Below are 16,525 nucleotides of genomic sequence, written 5' to 3' on the forward strand. Positions count from 1 at the left end.
TCAGATGATCTCGAGGCTGACCTGCGCTGCCCTATTCTTCGCCATCTCCCGGCGTTCGCTATAGCGGTCGGTGAGATAGCCAGAGACATCGCGCGTCAGCAGAGTGAACTTGATCAGTTCCTCCATCACGTCGACGACCCGATCATAATACGAGGAAGACTTCATGCGGCCGCCCTCGTCGAACTCCTGATAGGCCTTCGCGACGGACGATTGGTTCGGGATGGTCACCATCCTCATCCAGCGGCCAAGCACCCGCATTTGATTGACTGCATTAAAACTTTGGGAGCCACCCGAAACCTGCATGACCGCCAATGTTCGGCCCTGTGTGGGGCGAATAGCGCCGACCGAAAGGGGAATCCAATCGATCTGCGCCTTCATCACAGCGCTCATTGCGCCGTGGCGTTCCGGGCTCGTCCAGACCTGGCCCTCTGACCAGAGGGATAGGTCCCGCAACTCCCGAACCTTTGGATGATCAACCGCGGCATCATCCGGCAATGGGAGGCCACGCGGATCGAAGATGCGTACCTCGGCCCCAAAATGAGCCAGCAGACGTGAAGCCTCGAGCGTCAAAAATCGGCTATATGAACGCTCACGTAGCGAGCCGTAGAGCAACAAGATGCGAGGCGGATGGGCGGATGGCCTTGTGCTCAGTTGGTCAGCGCGGGGTATTTCGATGCAATTGGCATCGACATTCGGAAGGTCATGTAACATCAGCGGTTCGCCTCGACGACGGTCACCGGCTTGCGGCCGCGCTCGTACCAATTCTTTGATCGGTTCACAATCCACACCACCGAAAGCATGACAGGGACTTCAATTAGCACGCCGACAACCGTTGCAAGTGCCGCTCCGGACTGGAAACCGAACAGGCTTATTGCGGCTGCGACGGCAAGCTCAAAGAAATTGGATGCGCCGATGAGGGCCGATGGCCCAGCGACGCAGTGCTGCTCACCGCTGAGCCGGTTCAGCAGATAGGCAAGCCCCGCGTTGAAATACACCTGGATGAGGATTGGCACTGCAAGGAGTGCGATGACCAAGGGCTGCGCGATGATCTGCTCACCCTGAAAGCCGAAGAGCATCACAAGCGTCGCGAGGAGCGCAACCAGCGATGCCGGTCCAAGCTTCGAGAGCACCCTCTCAAGAGCGGCTTGCCCGCCTTTCGCCAGAAGGTACCGCCGCACGGCCTGTGCGAGGACGACCGGGATGATGATATAGAGGATGACCGACAGCACGAGCGTGCCCCACGGCACCATGATTGCGGAGAGCCCCAACAGCAAACCAACAAGCGGTGCGAAGGCGATCACCATAATGGCATCGTTGAGAGCGACTTGGCTTAGTGTGAAATGCGGCTCGCCCTTCGTCAGGTTTGACCATACGAAAACCATGGCCGTGCAAGGCGCGGCGGCGAGAATGATGAGCCCCGCAATATAACTTTCGATCTGGTCTGCCGGTAACAGCGGGCGGAACAGCCAGCCGATAAACAGCCATCCCAGCAGCGCCATTGAGAAGGGCTTCACAGCCCAATTGACGAAGACTGTCACGCCAATGCCGCGCCAGTGACGACCCACCTCGCCAAGCGCGGCAAAGTCGATCTTCAGAAGCATGGGGATGATCATCAACCAGATCAGGACAGCGACCGGCAGATTGACCTTGGCGATTTCAGCCGCGCCGATCGCGTGGAATAGGCCCGGCAGCACATGGCCAAGCGCAACACCGGCGACGATGCACAAAAACACCCATACGGTAAGGTGGCGTTCAAAGGTGGACATGGGCTCTTCTCACGCCGTCGCGACACGACGGCCGTGCTCGTCAACGACGCGCTCGCCATCTTCCTTGATGAACTCGCCCCGTTGCGGCGGCAGCAGATCAAGCACCTCTTCGGAAGGGCGGCACAGCCGCACGCCCTTTGGGCTGATAACGATCGGCCGGTTGATGAGGATCGGATGGGCGGCCATCGCGTCGATGAGCTGGCTTTCTGTGAGCGTTGAGTCACCAAGGCCCAGTTCAACGTAAGGAGTTCCCTTTTCACGCAGCAGCGCGCGGGCGGAGACGCCCATACGTTCGATGAGCTGCTTCAGCAACACCGGCGACGGCGGCGTCTTCAGGTACTCAATGACATGCGGCTCGACACCGGCATTGCGGATCATTGCCAAGGCGTTATGCGACGTACCGCAATCCGGGTTGTGATAGATGATGACTTCCATCGTGGTCCTCACACTACGCCCGTGCGCGGCCTCGCCGCGCCCGGCAACTGACTGATCACAGAGAGCGTCGAGCCGCGGGTCATGCGGTCAAGACTTACAATCGGCAGTGCCGATAACGTGGGAATCCTGATCTTGAGATAGCGGAAGGAAGCGACGAACGTCGCTTCCTTCTCGATGCCCATACCCTCATCCGACATTGGTGGCTTCCTCGGTCGGATCACAGCAAGAAGACAGGGCTGCGACGGCGGGTTTGCAGACCTCAGGATGGCCCTGGCAGCAGTCGCGCATGAGAAATTCGATAAGACCGGACAGGGCCGGGTAGGCTGCGGTGTAGATGATCGACCGTCCGGCACGCCTGGACTCGACAAGGCCAGCTTGTTCAAGATGGCTCAGATGGAAGGACATTCGCGAGGAGGACGCCCCATCCATCGCTTCGCCAATGGCACCCGCGGGCAATCCATCCGGCCCGGTCGTTACCAGCAGGCGCACGATTCTCAACCGTGTCTCCTGTGACAGGGCTGCAAAGGCGTCGATGGCTTGCTTCTCGTTCATATCAATATCTCAAGACCTATTGAGACATAAATACAGGTTGATGAGCGATCGCGCTAGCCCTTTGCTCGAGCCAAGCCCGTCCTCATTGAGAGCCGGCGTAATGTTTCGATGAACGAGCCCGCTTCCACACGTCTCAACACCCGAGAGGCATGTTTTGGTGTCCGTACGCACGCGTCCATAACTTGGCTGGGGCAATATCCGGCCCAAGTTCGAGACCGATAGGCGGTAGGCACAGAACCAGGCTTCTATCGCCGTAAAGATCGGAGAGGTGAGCCGAAAGAGCTGAATGGTCTGCGACGACACGTCCGGAGTGATGTGAATGCCCGGGGTTGATAATGTGTAAATCACCGGTGCCAAATCGCGGCTCGCTTCGAGAAGGAACGTGATGGGATCCGACCCGAAGGCCATTATCATTGCTTGGTATAGTCGAAAAGACTACCAGGACGTCCGTTCTATGGGGCAGAATGGTCGCGGTTTGCCGCCAACCTTTGACGAGTGGCATCGGAAAGCGATGGATGAGATGCGTGAGCTCGTCGGACGTGGGCTGTCGGTCGAGCGTGTGCCAGTTCTGTCATGGGAATTGGCTCGCTGGCTTCGCGCGACGGGTGCTGAGAACAGCAACCAAGCGATCGGCCGCTACGTCGCTGACATCGTAGCCGCCAAGAAAAGTGTGTAGCTCCAGTTAGCGGCCGAGGGGGCAACGCGACATGCCGATAAGCTTGGCCGGCCGGTGATGTTGTCGGTCTTGGCGCGAACGAGGACCTGCGGATAGGTGCCGTAACACCCGCAGATGCTCGTGAGATGCTTTTGCTCAAGGCGACCAATAACGCAGCGTTCTGACGTAAGTCATCCACCCTGCGCCGCTTAGGAGATGACAGGTCTTATCGCTCAAAGACGGCTCGTCGTTGGGTTGCCTCCTGCCGTAGCGCGTCCAGGAATGAAGAAGCGGTCCTCGAGAGTTCGATATGCCGGGGATGCACGATGCGCGGCACGATTGTGATGCTCGGCGCGAAAGGGCGCACCGCCGCATGCGGAAAAATTTCGGTCACACCCATTGGTTCAACGATCGCGACACCGCAGCCCTTCATCGCTAGCGCGCACGCGCTGAACGTGTAGTTGCTTCCGATCATCACCTTCTGGTCTATGTCCAAGGTGGCAAAAGCCTCGCCAAGCAGTTCGTGGATAGGCGCGCTTTGGATGTTGGCGATGATTGCCTCTCCGGCGAGGTCACCAGGTTGGATCTCAGAGCGCTGTGCTAATGGATGGTCCGGTGACATGACACAGACCAATGTCGTTTCGAACAGCGGTATCGTGTTTACGCCCGCGTGATCCCCCGGTGTGAAAATAACACCCAGGTCGATACGTCCGCTGGCCGCGAGTTCGAGAATCTCTTTTGTCTTGGTGACCTGGAGCCAGACCCGCACGCGCGACCGCTCACGTCGGAACCTTGCAATAGCGTCGGCGACGAAACTGCAGGACAGCGTTGGGGTGCACGCAAGCGTCAGCACACCTGCCTTCGACTCCTTGAGATCGCGGGCATATTTTTCAACGATCCCAACCGTATGAAACACCCTTTCGACCTCACGGAACAGGTTCAACGCCTCGGCGGTCGGCTGCACCCGGCCGCGTCCTCGCTGAAACAACGGAAAGCCCACGAGATCTTCCATGCGGCGCACCGCTTTGGAAACAGCAGGCTGTGACATCCCCAACTGCCGGCTCGCAGCGGTGAGGCTATCCGCCAACATGACGGCACGGAAAACTTCAAGCTGTCTGAGGTTAAACATAACCAACCATAACCCACGGTTATGACGAGCGCATCAAATAACGCTCGACGTCGCGGCCCGCGACACCGCACTCTAGCCGTAAGTTGACGCTTTGAGCGTTAAGACTCCGCAGGTCGCTTGCCGATTGGCGATCATGCGGGGCCTGAAGGTCGGAGGAACAGTATGGCGAGATTTCAGACCCGAGCGATAGAGTTTCACAGCGGATATGTCTGGAATTTCGACTGGATACGCCAGGGGATAGAGTTTGCGCGTCGGCACGAGATGACGTCGCTCGTCCTTCATCGCAATGATATCGTAGATATGGTGGTATACCCCGGAGCGTTGTTCGGCGCCTCCAATTCGGCACGAAGCATTTTTGAACGCTACCGCGATATTTATCCTAAGCTCTATAAATACACGCCTACGCGACGCAGCGGTCCTTACCAACGCCGTGACTATCTACGGCGCGTTATCGACCTGGCGGATCGAAATGGCATCGAAGTCTGGTTTCAGAACAAGGAGCTTTCCTTTCCGGACATTTTACTGGAGCTCAACCCACAGCTCGTGAAGGATGGCACCCTTTGTCCGAACGACTCCTTCTGGTGGGATTTCGTGGATCACAAATATTCCGAGCTGTTCCAGGATTTCCCTGAGATAGCGGGCATCATCACGGCGCCCGGCACAGGAGAGAGCAGGCTCGCTATTTCTTCCAACAGGTGTACTTGTGAGGCGTGCAAAGGAAGCACGCCGCAGGGCTGGTATCGCAAGCTCATTATGGCCATGCACAAGCCGATCCGCTCCGCCGGCCGCGAGCTGGTGATCCGCGACTTCGTCTTCGACAAGAAAGCGCAGACCGAACTCGCCGAGACCATCTCCGAGCTGCCCGAGGATGTGATCGTCAGCCTTAAGAATACGCCGCACGACTATTACCCCACTTTTCCAGATAACCCCCGTCTAGGGGATGTGGGAAAGCATCGGCAGTGGGTCGAATTCGATACGATGGGCCAGTATTTCGGGTGGGGTATCGGACCTGCGATTATTATCGACGACTATCGCAAGCGGATGACGACCGCGGTTCGGCACGGCGTCGAGGGCATGATTTTGCGAACGGACTGGGAGAGCCTTGATGGGCACTCGAGCTTTCACACTCCTAACCGGCTCAATCTTCACGCAGCCGCAGCCTTGGCGGTGAACGCTGACGCCTCCGACCGAGCGATCCATCGCTCGTGGCTGATAGAGACCGGCATGGTACGATCCGAATCGAGCGAGACCGATCTTGATGCAGCCGCGGATTGGAGCGCGAGGCTTTTTGCGCGGTCCTGGGAGATAGTCGCCAAAAGTCTTTTCGTTAATGACTGTGTCTTCTCAGATTCCAGCAACTATCCTGTGAGCCTAGACCACGCGTGGTGGCTGGCGGAAAAGAAGAACAGCCTCAAAGACTGGGATCCCGCGAAAGAGAACGCGCTACAGACGTCCGAAAGCAATGTTCGCAAAATCCTGGCAGACAAGGATGAGGCCTTGAAGCTGGTCGGGATGCAGGCAAAGCTGGTACAAGAGAGGCCTGCTGCATTGACAGAGGCTGCCCACACGGACCTCATCGGGCGTATGGAAACATTCAAGCTCTATGTTGCGGGATGGCGGGCAGTGGTTCACGCCTGCATCTTGACAAAATTTCTGTCGGACCACCCTGAAAGCACAAATGACTTTGCACAAGAGGTCCGGTCTCGCGTCGTGGCCGCGTTCGATCTGCTGCAGACGCTGGCCGACGAGATGAGGGCTTATGCCGCCGCCACCGATCAGCACTTCGCCACATATAACATGCTCGGCTGGGAGCGGTTACTGACCCTCCGGAGCGATCTTGCCGGGCGGTTGGCTGACGTGCCACCCGTTACCACCCAACGGGCACTAGCGAGGTGAGCCTGTGGATCAGATAGACCGCTCGATGTCGTCGACGCGCCGCGTGCAACTGTGTGTTGCGCTGGCTCTGCTCGCAGGCTGCTCCCTTTACCTCTACGCTGCGCTCGGGTTTTCCTTCGGAACCTGGCGCAGCCCGCGGGCCGGCTTTATGCCTACGATCGTAGGTTTCCTCGGCGTGGCTTTAGCAGTGGGCAACCTCATCCGCGTCTTGCGGAGTGTGACGCTTGACGGAGTTGATCTCGGCCTGGCCCCGGTAAGGGCATTAGCCTTCCTCGCAATCCTTGCCGCCTACGCGGCCATGCTGTCCAGACTAGGATTCCTTCCCTCGACCTTTGCTGCGACGCTCGCGCTGTTGCTCGTCGGCCAGACCCGTGCGGGCAGCAAATTAATGGCACTGGTTATAGCAAGCGCCTTTTCCATCGGAGCCTGGCTTCTGTTTGGACGCATTCTGAATCTTCCCCTGCCATGACCTCACTAGACGCACTGACCCAAGGCTTTTATCTCGCCGCAACACCCACTAACCTTTTTGCGGCCGGCGTCGGGGTTCTTCTCGGCACTTTCGCCGGCATGCTGCCGGGCCTCGGGATATCGGGAACGATCGCCCTGTTGATTCCGATCAGCTTCGGACTTGATCCTTTGACAGCGCTCGTCATTTTCGGCGGCATCTATTACGGCGCATCCTTCGGTGGCTCGACCACTTCCATTCTCCTTAACGTGCCGGGCGAGGGCGCGTCAGTCGTCACCTGCGTCGAGGGCTATGCCATGGCAAAGCGTGGCCGGGCGGGGGCTGCGCTGTCGGTGGCTGCCATCGGTTCGTTCTTTGCGGGCATGATGGGTCTCGCAGGGCTGGTGATGTTCGCCCCGACCGTCGCAGGCTGGGCTCTTGCCTTTGGTCCGCAGGAATATTTCTGTATTGCTGTTTTGGCGCTGGTAGTGCTTTCGGGGATCAGTGGACAATCAATCGTGCAGTCGGGCCTGATGACCCTTATCGGCGTCATGCTTGGCTCCATCGGCATTGACCCCATGACGGGCGTCGAACGCTTCACGATGTCGAGCGACATGCTGATGGATGGTATCTCGTTCATCATCGTGGTGATGGGCGTTTATGGGTTGGCGGAGGTACTTCAGACCGCTGCAGATGGGGACGCCGCTGTATCACCGCCACGGATCGCCGTTCGCGACCTTTACCCCACGCGCGAGGAACTCGGCCGTTCGATACCGGCCATCGGCCGCGGCAGCATCATTGGTTTTCTCATCGGGTTGGTTCCGGGGCCATCGGGCACGATCTCAACCTTTCTTTCCTACGCAGTCGAGAAGCGCTTCAGCCGTGGTTATCTTCAGTTCGGCTCTGGAGCTATCGAGGGCGTGGCCGGTCCTGAATCAGCCAACAATGCTGCCGATACGTCTACCCTCATTCCACTCCTCTCACTCGGCATACCATTCAATGCTGGCGCTGCCCTGCTCCTAAGTGGGTTCTTGATCCACGGTATCACCCCCGGTCCTGATCTCGTTAACACACGTCCCGACTTATTCTGGGGTCTGGTGGCGAGTCTGCTTATCGGCAACGTCATGTTGCTGGTTATCAACCTTCCATTCGTCGGCGTATTTGCTTCGGTCCTGCGCATTCCTCTCGGTATACTGATGCCCCTGGTCGCCGTGATCGTGTTGAGTGGCACCTACTTCATCAACAACAATACCTCCGACCTCTGGCTTGCGATAACATTCGGCCTCGCCGGATGGATCCTCAAAGGCACGGGCTACAGTGTCGCGCCATTGATCATCGGGCTATTCCTCGGTCCGCTCATCGAAAAAGGCTTTATTCAATCCATGGTACTCGCGGACGGCAGCTTCTTGGCGCTGATGTCTCGGCCGTTTAGCGGAACCATGCTTGGAGCTGCGGGACTGTTCATTGCAGTCCGCATCAGTGTCGGCCTATGGCGCCATGTCAGCGGCAGATCAATCGACGTCGCATCAACCGCTCCGCGATAGCGGGTAGCAACAACGACAATAACCGTCCTTCAGGGAGAGAACCATGATCCAATCAACGACCCGTCGCCTTGCGCTGACCTTCATCTGCCTGACCCCGATGCTCAGTGCGCTTCCCGCTTTGGCCCAGAGCTATCCACAGCGCCCGATCCGACTGATTGTTCCATTTCCGGCGGGTGGTGCGACCGACCTGATGGGGCGTGTCTTGGCCAAGGCCGTGGAAACGCGTCTTGGCAGACCCCTGATCGTCGAAAACAAGCCCGGTGCCGGAACAATGACCGGCTTGAATGAGCTCGCTGGCGCTCGTCCGGACGGGTACACCATAGGGATGGTTACGAGCACCATGGTGTTGCAGCCGCTTTATGGCGGTTCTCGCCATGACTATCCCACAACCCTCCAACCAATCGCTCAGATTACGGTTACGCCCCCCGTCCTCGTGACCGGCGCGGAAACGCCCTGGAAGACAGCTAAAGACCTGATCGAGGATGCGAAGGCGCACCCCAAAAAGATCAAATACGGCATCACTGGCTTTGGAAACTCGTCTCACATCGGACCCACCTTGTTGGCGCGCGCCGCCGGCATTGAGATCGAGCCTGTATCGTTTGACGGTGGTGGCGTGCTTCTCACGGCGTTGCTTGGCGGACACATTGCCGTCTCAGCAGGAAGTACGGTGGATTATAAATCCCACATCGAAGCCGGCAAGCTCCGTGCCCTTCTCAGCTTCGGGCCGGAGAGGAGCAAAGATCCCCTTTACAAGGACGTGCCGACCGCGAAGGAGCTCGGATACGATGCCGAGATCGTGTCATGGACTGGTGTCGCTGCTCCCAAGGGGCTGCCATCGGATATTGCGAACACACTTGGCGACGCCTTCAAGGACGCGATGGCGGACGGTGAGGTCAGGGATGCTCTGCATAAGCTTGGATCTGAGCCGATCCACCTCGATGCGGCAGGATTTGGTGCGCGCTGGGCGTCTGAAACAGCGAAGTTGCGGGTGGTGTTGACAGAGACGGGAATTCTCGAGCTGGTTAAAAGTCAGCGGCGATAATGATCTGAGCGCCAGCATGGCGCGTTCCGCCGAAGAGGTGAGCAGTTCGGAGGAACTGTTCACTGAGGCTGCTGCTGGTTTCGCGGGCACCGTGAAGTGGGTGACGAAGCCGGCGGTATCGACGAACAACCTTGCCAGCTTCGGAAAGTCAGGTTGAGGACCCAGCAGGCGCCGGCGGATCACTGCGGCGAGGTCGAGTACCACGAAAGCGACCGCTGGCTCCTGTGTGTCGCCGTATCAGGACGTGCCCGTCAAAGCCATGGATTGGATCGAAATCTGGCGTCGTGACAATACAACGGCGCAAGAGGTCAGCGAACCGCAACTCGTCTGAAACGACATATCTGCGGTCTTTCCCGCCGCCACGACTTTAGGGCTGCCGTTTCCCCGGGTGCTACTCGCACCGGCTAGAGGGTGATTCCGCTCGCGTTTGCCGTCGCCAAGGCCCTCACCGAAGCCCCCCCACGTTTCTCTCACCTCGACGGGTGATTCGCTCCCATCAACGATGATGTCATTTGTACGAACGTGTTCAAGTTGTCCGAAAGAATGAGCCGCGACAGCTGTGGATTTCTTGTTCGCCTACCCTGGCTCACCTGCCGGGCGGGGCATTGATGAACATCCTGAACGTCTGCGTGTGAAGGATAAGCGACGCGCTGCTCCCGTCATTGCGTCAGCCAGCGCAAGGAGCGTTCGAGCCGTGCGGCAGCATCGCTCTCGAACCAGCGGCCGTGTGTGAAGATGACGCGGTCGGGCTTCAGCGCCAGCATGTGTCTAGCGGCAGCCTTAGCCGCCTCGCCTTTTGCCCTGACGATCGCCCTGAGATAAACGGGCGCGCGGCCGTCGGGTGCCGTGATCCCGGCCAAAGCCGCGATAGGCCGTAGCGTCAGGGGCAGCTTCGCCGGTTCGAAGTTCTGCACAAGATCAGTCAGGATAAGTGTGCTGCTCCGGCGATGGAATAAGCAGACTTCACAGAAACCACCGATTCCTGGCACGTGGATCTGCTCCAGCCCGGTCGGCCAGCGATCGGCGTTCGTATGGCGGAGGTCATGGTCAAGGCGGACGCCGGACTTCTGGACCTGTCTGCGTTCGCGCAGCCCAGGTGCTGCCCATGTGATCGCATCGGGCACCTGATGCTGCCACTCCTTCACGAAGCTCCAATGGGCGCTGTTTGGCGCGACGATGTGGGTGATCGGTCCAATCTCATCCATTTGCCGTTTCAGCGCCGCCTCAAAGCGCGTCGGCGAATGCAACAGCAAGCTGCCTCCAGCGAGCCGGATTACCGTCATCCGCACCGGCAGCGGGATGAGACCCGCGACACGCAACGGCCCGCTGTCGACAATCCAGATATCCTCTGCCGCCGGCTTCAGCGTGTCGAGCGGAGGATAGGTGACCTCGACGCTCATCTGCGGGCCCGGGCTGCCCGAACCACCAAGCCGAGAAGAAGTAGGCCCGCCACCGCGACTGTCGCATTGCGCTGGCGCGCCGACCGAAGGCCGCCATCGATGCCTCCGGGTACCGCCGGTGGTTGAAAGAGGTTGCCGCTCGACCTCGCAACCGGGGCTGCGTGCCGGAAGTAAGATGTCATGAATTTTGACATTAGCCAGGTGCTGAGTTCCGGCGCCAGGAAGTGTCCCAGCCGAACCAGCCCTGTGGCTGCGCCCAACATGGTCGTTGGCCTTGGATTTCGTGTCAGGCGAACGATGGCCGCAGCCACGGTGCGTGGGTCGAGCAGGGGCGGCGGTGCCGACAACTCCTTTCCCGCATAGTTGGCGCCGTGGGACAGTCCCGGCGTATCGACGAAGGCAGGATAGATGTCGCAGATGTGGATATTAGGGTAGTCTACCAACTCCCCGCGCAAGGCCTCAGCGAACCCCCTCAGGCCGAATTTGCTGGCGCTGTAGGCGGTGGCATAGGGTGCAGGCGCGAAACCGCCGAGTGAGATCATGTTGATGAAGACCCCTCGGCGTTGCTTGATGAAGAGTGGCAACACCGCATGCGCGTCGTTCATATGGCCGATCAGATTGGTTCGGACGACCTGCTCGTGCGCCGCGATGGGCGTCTCATGGAAGGCGCCGACCGCCCCGGTGCCAACATTGCTAACCCAGACGTCGATGCGGCCGCCGAACGCGAGCGCCTGTCCGGCAAGCCGCTTCACGGCATCCGGATCGGTTACGTCGGTGGCGATCGCAAGTGCAGGGGCCCCCATGTCTCGACAGCGTTTGGCAACCGCTTCTAGCGCCGACCCGTCCCGCGCGGCGAGGATAAGTCTCGCGCCAAAGCGCGCGAACGCCTCGGCGGTCGCTTCACCGATGCCGCTCGACGCACCCATGATGACGACAACGGGAGCGATGCGAGGCGTGGGCGAAATTGTATGGGCTGTCCTGTCCTGGTGGGCCATCGCCGCTTTCCTCATGTTCCGGGCTTGTTCGGCGCCTGCGCAAGACGCTCTTCGCCGCATGAAGGCCCAACCTGAGGCGGATGATTTGGTTCCGAAGCGGTGCCCGCCCCGCATGGTGGCTGTATAAGGGCTACCGACATAGCCTGCCGAGATATCCGCATGCGTCGACGCTGGCCGGGGCGACGTCGATCAACGCGCGGGAAAGCTCGGGATTGATAGGTCGAGTAGGGAAAGCCACATAGCTCCCGGCCCCGAGGTTGCTCCCGCGTCGCTCAAGCCTAGGTATCAGGGCGTCCGTCACGTTCACTTCCCGCCCGGTCTCCAGTTCGGAGTGTCGAGCCAGGGGGACCTCACGGGGCTGGTCCTCAAGGACTGCCAGTGATCACCGGCCCAGGTCGACATGTGCCCGAGGAAACATGGGTATAAGAGGCCGTCGTTTGAGAGACCGGCTTTTTCATGAGCGGGCGCCCTTCAAGGTCCGGAATGTTTCCGCCACCGGGTCGATGCCGGTAGATGACGCCGCCCAGACGGCACAGGTCTCGCCGCCCTGGCCGTAGACAGCGATCTCGCTGCCGGGACCGCTTCCCGTGTGGCCGACAGGATGCTTGAGCGGGTCGCTCGCTTGCAGCATGATGCCCATACCATAGGCAGGATCAGGATAAAGCGCGGATCGGAACTGCGGGAGCGGTCTCGGTTCGAACATTCTGGAGAGCGTCTGGCTATCGAGCAAGCGGCCCTGAAGAAGTCTGCGAAGAAGCCGGGCCGCGTCCATCGCCGTCCCTACAATCAGCCCATGATACACCCAGCCAGGGTGATAGTCTGTCACGTTACCCATCGCAACGTTCACGAGATCTTCCGGGGAGGTGGCGAGCCGGGCCGTCGAGAGTTCCGCCGGTGCGAAAACAAGGTTGGCAAGGGCGTCCTGCAGCGGTCGGTCCGACGCTCGCTCAATCAGCCTGGAAACCTGCCAATAGCCAACGTTGGAGTACGCCCAACCATGGCCAGGCGCATAGCGCAGGCGGTCCGCTTCTACAGCCTTTAAGAGGCTAACAACTGGCCAAGGCTGCTGCCCCGCTTCGACGGCGGCATGGTAAGCGGTGAGCGGGCCGTAGTCCGGCAATCCTGCTTCATGTCGGAGGAGATGAGCGGGCGTGAACGGATGCCCTTCGACTGCCTTGTCAAGGTCGATCCGGCCCTCTTCCCATAGACGCAGCAGCGCGACCGAGAGCGCCGTTTTTGTGAAGCTCCACCAAGGGATCGATACCGCGACACCTGATGTATCCTCCTCACCGTCAGGGCGAATGATTGCTCGTGCTTCCATGAGACCATTCCATACGGTTCGGCGAAGGCAGCGAAGTGGACCGTCTGCCGACGAGTGGCACCACAGCCGGGGGGGAATGCGGCTTGCGGTCGTTCAGCGGCGTTCCTCCTGTTCATGCCTGCCCATCTCATCCCCGAGGGAAACTGACGTCGCCGCGCGAGCGCCGCTCCCCTTGGTGGAATCGAACCTCGGACGCGCTCAGCGCAGATCACGCCATCTCGGAATGATTGCCGATCGATCGGGAAATTCTCCGAGCAGTTTCCTTCACCAAGCCAATGATCTGAGCGACGTCGAATTCTGGCGCCGACCATTCGGCGAATGCGATGCTCAGCGCCGCAACGGTTTTATCCGAGGCATCGCGGATCGGCGCACCGATCGATATGACGCCCTGGATGTTCTCGCTGTGAACCATTGCATAACCCTTGGTGCGGATATCCCTTAATTCCTCCATCAGGTCTGCAGCATTCGTTTTCGTCTTGGGCGTCACCTGCACCAAGGCTTCTTGCGTCAGAAGATGGAAAGCCTCCTCGTCGGGCAGTCCCGCAAGCAGGACTTTCCCCAGCGCCGTGCTGTGGAGATAGGTTTCTGAACCCGGGACGCTGCGGATGACAATCGGCCCTTCGCTCTGGGTGGACAGAATATAGACCGCGCGTGCGCCGCGCAGCACCCCGAGATATCCGTTCAGCAGATGGCGTGACGCGAGCTGGTCCAGTTCGGGTTTGACGACCGAGATGAGCCGATCCTTCTTGGTTAGGCTCCAGCCGAGGCCGAAGGCCCTGTACCCGATGGAGTAACGCCGGGTCTCGCCATCCTGCATCACGAAGCTGTATTGCGCGAGGGTATTGATGAGACGCTGCACGATCGTGGCGTTCAGGCCGAGCTGTCGCGCAATTTCACGCACGCCGAGAGGCGTCGTCGATTTATCGAGGATCTCCAGTATCTCCAGCCCGCGCTGGAGCGATTGGCTTCCCGCCGCCGATTTCGCCTTCTCCACCATTCACCTATCCAATGCAGGTCAGGGTCAGCTCGAATGACCTGTCAGTCTGCGACTATGCGAAGCGTTCTGTCGGTCGAGGAGAACAAGCTGAACCCCTCTTCGGTGAGAATTCCGGTGTCTTCCACCATCATCCCACCCCAACCCGGCTCGTAATACGGCGTTTCAAGGCAAAAAGTAGTGCCGGCTACAAGAATGTCCTCGCTTTCAGGGGTTATGACCGGGGTCTCATAGACCGCCATCCCGATGGCATGCCCGATATGCTGACGGCGGAACGGTCTCAAGCCGCGCGCTTCAACCGTTGCAACGCCAGCTGCAAACACGTCGCATGCGCGCGTTCCCGGCCTCATTGCATCGATGGTGACGAGGAGCCCCTCGAGCAGGGCAGCGTAGCGCTCGCTCTGTAGGCGCGAGGGTTCGCCGATGACTGCCGTACGCGCCATGTCCGACTTGTAGCCATAGTAACTGCAACCAACGTCGAACCGCAGCAGGTCGCCCCGCTGCAACGGCCGCTCAGAGCTCATTGCGTCAGCGAGGGCGCTGCGCTCCCCCCCAACCACTGTGACATTGCGCGGCAACCCACCACCGAGCGCCATCTGCGATGCCACGACCGACGCGACTTCCTTGTCTGTCATTCCGACGCGCGCGGCATTGATGCCCGCATCGATCGCTTGCTGGGTTATCTCAGTGGCATAGCGGAGCAACTCGACTTCGAAGGGCAGCTTCGTTGCCCGGATGCCGAACATCCAGGACCCGGCATCGGCGATATCCCCGGCCTGACGGACCAGGATGTCCATTGCGCCACTGGGAAGATGGGCCTTCTCAGCCACGATCCTGCGGGCGCGCACGCGCTGCACGGCTGCGTCAAAAGCCTCCGCAAACGACGCATGGCGGACGGCCGTATGTGCCGAAGGTGTCGAGCCGCTGAAGAAGAATTTTCCGAACGGGAAGATGTCGTCCGGAGTGAACCCGGCATCGATGGCCGGGGCGAAGTCGGCCGCCGGCGCGACAAGCAGAACAGCATCGCGAGTGACCAGTGCCGCGTAGTCGTACCGCCGGCTGATCGTCGCTCCCATGCTTTCATAACCGGTGGCGTAGAGCACGTTTTCAGGGCTGGCCACGACAATGAGATCGTAGCCTCCAGCTTCCATCTTGCGCCGGATCCGGGCAAGCCTTTCGCCCGCGAGGGTCTTCAGTCGGTTTACCAAAGCCGTGTCACCGAGAGACATTCCGTCATTCCTGTCATCATTCTTGTTTGGTCGCCGGCATGGACAGTGCAGACCCGCACTGCCCTCGTTCACCGGCGCACCATTGACAACAAATTTTCAGGCTGAATACAATACATAATCGAAACAGTGTTTCTATAATAGGAACAACCTAAATGAAAACCACCAGACGCGGATTTATGCATGCTGGGTTGGGGGCGGCCGGTGCAGGTGTTCTGGGCTTTCCCCGGGTGTCACTCGCCCAAACCTATCCCGTTCGTCCGACGACGATCATTGTGCCCTTTGCGGCCGGCGGCGCGGGAGATCTGTCGGGGCGTGTGATCTCGGAGTTCGCCACCAACAAGAAGGGCGATGTGACTGCCGTCGATTTTCGCCCCGGCGCAGGCGCCACGATCGGTACGGCACAGGTCGCGGATGCCAAGCCGGATGGCACAACGCTCGGGCTCTATTCCGTGAGCCCTTACGGGACGACGCCGCATCTCCAGAAGGTGCCCTATGATCCGATGTCCAGCTTCACCTATGTGACCGCACACGTCTTTGTGCCGATCGCTTTCTACGTGAAAGCCGACAGCCCCTTCGCCACCTGGGACGATGCGGTGAAGTTCGCCGTCGACAATCCCTCCAAGTTCCGGTGGGGCACGGCGGCCGTGCGCGGGGCAGCCCATCTCGCCACCGAGGCGGCCTTCCGCAAGGCAGGCGCGAAGACCACTTTCGTTCCCTTCAAAGGTGGCTCGGAGGCCATGACGGCACTGCTGGGCCGGCATATCGAGGCGTCCGTCTCGTCCGACTACGGACCTCAACTCGATGCCGGGGAGGTCAGATTGCTCGCCTTCACCGGTTCGGAGAAGGTCGACATCTATCCAGACATCCCGACCTTCGGCGAAATGCGACAGCCGATCGCCGTCGAGGCGACATACGGCCTTGTTGGGCCTGCCGGACTGCCACAGGACGCGGTGGCTTACTGGAACAACCTTGTCGTTGAATTGCAGCGGACCCCAGATTTCGAAAACTACTTAAAGGTGGTGAAAGGGGTCCGTCTCTACTGGAACAGCGAAGAGTTCACGGAGCGGGCCAAAGAGGCGTACACAACGCTCGGCCGCGCCATTAAAGAACTCGGGCTGTAGG

At 59.7% G+C, this 16,525-nt stretch carries 18 protein-coding genes; 7 read left to right on the forward strand and 11 right to left on the reverse strand.

Annotation, left to right across the window (positions count from 1 at the left end; all coding sequences use genetic code 11):
• The 5 genes from arsH to KIO76_RS24310 are packed head-to-tail and all read right to left on the reverse strand — an operon-like array spanning position 1 to position 2,753.
• Positions 1 to 711 carry an arsenical resistance protein ArsH gene (gene arsH, locus KIO76_RS24290; protein ID WP_213326150.1) on the reverse strand — a complete coding sequence of 237 codons (711 nt, stop codon included), beginning with the start codon at positions 709 to 711 and terminating at the stop codon, positions 1 to 3.
• Complete coding sequence (gene arsB, locus KIO76_RS24295) at positions 711 to 1,766, reverse strand: ACR3 family arsenite efflux transporter (RefSeq protein ID WP_213326151.1); 1,056 nt, start codon at positions 1,764 to 1,766, stop codon at positions 711 to 713. The genes arsH and arsB overlap by 1 nt, the downstream gene beginning before the upstream one ends.
• A gap of 9 nt (positions 1,767 to 1,775) precedes the next feature.
• The gene (gene arsC / locus KIO76_RS24300) at positions 1,776 to 2,201 is read right to left on the reverse strand and encodes an arsenate reductase (glutaredoxin) (protein WP_213326152.1); all 426 of its coding nucleotides are present in this window, start codon (positions 2,199 to 2,201) and stop codon (positions 1,776 to 1,778) included.
• 8 nt (positions 2,202 to 2,209) lie between these two features.
• Positions 2,210 to 2,398, reverse strand: coding sequence for a hypothetical protein (locus tag KIO76_RS24305; RefSeq protein WP_213326153.1), 189 nt, complete (start codon positions 2,396 to 2,398; stop codon positions 2,210 to 2,212).
• A complete protein-coding gene (locus tag KIO76_RS24310; protein WP_213326154.1) occupies positions 2,388 to 2,753 on the reverse strand; it encodes an ArsR/SmtB family transcription factor in 366 nt (121 codons plus the stop codon). The genes KIO76_RS24305 and KIO76_RS24310 overlap by 11 nt, the downstream gene beginning before the upstream one ends.
• Before the next feature lie 385 nt (positions 2,754 to 3,138).
• Between KIO76_RS24310 and KIO76_RS24315 the strand changes: the two genes are divergently transcribed.
• Complete coding sequence (locus KIO76_RS24315) at positions 3,139 to 3,429, forward strand: hypothetical protein (protein ID WP_213326155.1); 291 nt, start codon at positions 3,139 to 3,141, stop codon at positions 3,427 to 3,429.
• A 205-nt stretch (positions 3,430 to 3,634) separates the two neighbouring features.
• Here the strand turns inward: KIO76_RS24315 and KIO76_RS24320 are convergent, their stop codons facing one another.
• Positions 3,635 to 4,537 carry a LysR substrate-binding domain-containing protein gene (locus tag KIO76_RS24320; protein WP_213326156.1) on the reverse strand — a complete coding sequence of 301 codons (903 nt, stop codon included), beginning with the start codon at positions 4,535 to 4,537 and terminating at the stop codon, positions 3,635 to 3,637.
• 162 nt (positions 4,538 to 4,699) lie between these two features.
• On the opposite strand from KIO76_RS24320, the gene KIO76_RS24325 reads away from it, so the two are divergent.
• Genes KIO76_RS24325 through KIO76_RS24345 form a run of 5 tightly spaced genes read left to right on the forward strand, consistent with a single transcriptional unit; the run spans position 4,700 to position 9,621 of the window.
• On the forward strand, positions 4,700 to 6,433 hold the full coding sequence (locus KIO76_RS24325) for a hypothetical protein (RefSeq protein ID WP_213326157.1): 1,734 nt from the start codon (positions 4,700 to 4,702) through the stop codon (positions 6,431 to 6,433).
• 4 nt (positions 6,434 to 6,437) lie between these two features.
• Entirely contained in the window at positions 6,438 to 6,902 is a 465-nt protein-coding gene (locus KIO76_RS24330) for a tripartite tricarboxylate transporter TctB family protein (RefSeq protein ID WP_213326158.1), read from the forward strand.
• Positions 6,899 to 8,422 carry a tripartite tricarboxylate transporter permease gene (locus KIO76_RS24335; RefSeq protein ID WP_213326159.1) on the forward strand — a complete coding sequence of 508 codons (1,524 nt, stop codon included), beginning with the start codon at positions 6,899 to 6,901 and terminating at the stop codon, positions 8,420 to 8,422. Before KIO76_RS24330 ends, KIO76_RS24335 begins: the two co-directional genes overlap by 4 nt.
• 43 nt (positions 8,423 to 8,465) lie before the next feature.
• A complete protein-coding gene (locus tag KIO76_RS24340) occupies positions 8,466 to 9,464 on the forward strand; it encodes a Bug family tripartite tricarboxylate transporter substrate binding protein (RefSeq protein ID WP_213326160.1) in 999 nt (332 codons plus the stop codon).
• 16 nt (positions 9,465 to 9,480) lie between these two features.
• A complete protein-coding gene (locus tag KIO76_RS24345; protein ID WP_213326161.1) occupies positions 9,481 to 9,621 on the forward strand; it encodes a hypothetical protein in 141 nt (46 codons plus the stop codon).
• A gap of 502 nt (positions 9,622 to 10,123) precedes the next feature.
• On the opposite strand, the gene KIO76_RS24350 is transcribed toward KIO76_RS24345, so the two are convergent.
• The 5 genes from KIO76_RS24350 to KIO76_RS24370 all read right to left on the reverse strand — a co-directional run bounded on the left by KIO76_RS24350 (position 10,124) and on the right by KIO76_RS24370 (position 15,403).
• Positions 10,124 to 10,864, reverse strand: coding sequence for a DUF4336 domain-containing protein (locus KIO76_RS24350; RefSeq protein WP_213326162.1), 741 nt, complete (start codon positions 10,862 to 10,864; stop codon positions 10,124 to 10,126).
• Positions 10,861 to 11,859, reverse strand: a complete 999-nt coding sequence (locus KIO76_RS24355; RefSeq protein WP_213326163.1) for an SDR family oxidoreductase — start codon at positions 11,857 to 11,859, stop codon at positions 10,861 to 10,863. Before KIO76_RS24355 ends, KIO76_RS24350 begins: the two co-directional genes overlap by 4 nt.
• Positions 11,860 to 12,313: 454 nt before the next feature.
• The gene (locus KIO76_RS24360) at positions 12,314 to 13,180 is read right to left on the reverse strand and encodes a serine hydrolase domain-containing protein (protein WP_213326164.1); all 867 of its coding nucleotides are present in this window, start codon (positions 13,178 to 13,180) and stop codon (positions 12,314 to 12,316) included.
• Between the two features lie 208 nt (positions 13,181 to 13,388).
• Complete coding sequence (locus KIO76_RS24365) at positions 13,389 to 14,177, reverse strand: IclR family transcriptional regulator (protein ID WP_213326165.1); 789 nt, start codon at positions 14,175 to 14,177, stop codon at positions 13,389 to 13,391.
• A gap of 41 nt (positions 14,178 to 14,218) precedes the next feature.
• Positions 14,219 to 15,403: a M24 family metallopeptidase gene (locus KIO76_RS24370; RefSeq protein ID WP_213326166.1), complete on the reverse strand. Its 1,185-nt coding sequence runs from the start codon at positions 15,401 to 15,403 to the stop codon at positions 14,219 to 14,221.
• Positions 15,404 to 15,555: 152 nt separating this feature from the next.
• Between KIO76_RS24370 and KIO76_RS24375 the strand changes: the two genes are divergently transcribed.
• Positions 15,556 to 16,524 carry a Bug family tripartite tricarboxylate transporter substrate binding protein gene (locus KIO76_RS24375; protein WP_213326167.1) on the forward strand — a complete coding sequence of 323 codons (969 nt, stop codon included), beginning with the start codon at positions 15,556 to 15,558 and terminating at the stop codon, positions 16,522 to 16,524.
• Position 16,525: the final 1 nt, after the last annotated feature.

The sequence above is a fragment of the Chelatococcus sp. YT9 genome, from assembly GCF_018398315.1.
Taxonomy (GTDB): Bacteria; Pseudomonadota; Alphaproteobacteria; order Rhizobiales; family Beijerinckiaceae; genus Chelatococcus.

Bases quoted from the DNA above. Each gene is read 5' to 3' on its own strand.
- arsH (WP_213326150.1), bottom strand. From the start codon at position 711: ATGTTACATGACCTTCCGAATGTCGATGCCAATTGCATCGAAATACCC.
- arsB (WP_213326151.1), bottom strand. From the start codon at position 1,766: ATGTCCACCTTTGAACGCCACCTTACCGTATGGGTGTTTTTGTGCATC.
- arsC (WP_213326152.1), bottom strand. From the start codon at position 2,201: ATGGAAGTCATCATCTATCACAACCCGGATTGCGGTACGTCGCATAAC.
- KIO76_RS24305 (WP_213326153.1), bottom strand. From the start codon at position 2,398: ATGTCGGATGAGGGTATGGGCATCGAGAAGGAAGCGACGTTCGTCGCT.
- KIO76_RS24310 (WP_213326154.1), bottom strand. From the start codon at position 2,753: ATGAACGAGAAGCAAGCCATCGACGCCTTTGCAGCCCTGTCACAGGAG.
- KIO76_RS24315 (WP_213326155.1), top strand. From the start codon at position 3,139: ATGGGATCCGACCCGAAGGCCATTATCATTGCTTGGTATAGTCGAAAA.
- KIO76_RS24320 (WP_213326156.1), bottom strand. From the start codon at position 4,537: ATGTTTAACCTCAGACAGCTTGAAGTTTTCCGTGCCGTCATGTTGGCG.
- KIO76_RS24325 (WP_213326157.1), top strand. From the start codon at position 4,700: ATGGCGAGATTTCAGACCCGAGCGATAGAGTTTCACAGCGGATATGTC.
- KIO76_RS24335 (WP_213326159.1), top strand. From the start codon at position 6,899: ATGACCTCACTAGACGCACTGACCCAAGGCTTTTATCTCGCCGCAACA.
- KIO76_RS24340 (WP_213326160.1), top strand. From the start codon at position 8,466: ATGATCCAATCAACGACCCGTCGCCTTGCGCTGACCTTCATCTGCCTG.
- KIO76_RS24345 (WP_213326161.1), top strand. From the start codon at position 9,481: ATGGCGCGTTCCGCCGAAGAGGTGAGCAGTTCGGAGGAACTGTTCACT.
- KIO76_RS24350 (WP_213326162.1), bottom strand. From the start codon at position 10,864: ATGAGCGTCGAGGTCACCTATCCTCCGCTCGACACGCTGAAGCCGGCG.
- KIO76_RS24355 (WP_213326163.1), bottom strand. From the start codon at position 11,859: ATGGCCCACCAGGACAGGACAGCCCATACAATTTCGCCCACGCCTCGC.
- KIO76_RS24360 (WP_213326164.1), bottom strand. From the start codon at position 13,180: ATGGAAGCACGAGCAATCATTCGCCCTGACGGTGAGGAGGATACATCA.
- KIO76_RS24365 (WP_213326165.1), bottom strand. From the start codon at position 14,177: ATGGTGGAGAAGGCGAAATCGGCGGCGGGAAGCCAATCGCTCCAGCGC.
- KIO76_RS24370 (WP_213326166.1), bottom strand. From the start codon at position 15,403: ATGTCTCTCGGTGACACGGCTTTGGTAAACCGACTGAAGACCCTCGCG.
- KIO76_RS24375 (WP_213326167.1), top strand. From the start codon at position 15,556: ATGAAAACCACCAGACGCGGATTTATGCATGCTGGGTTGGGGGCGGCC.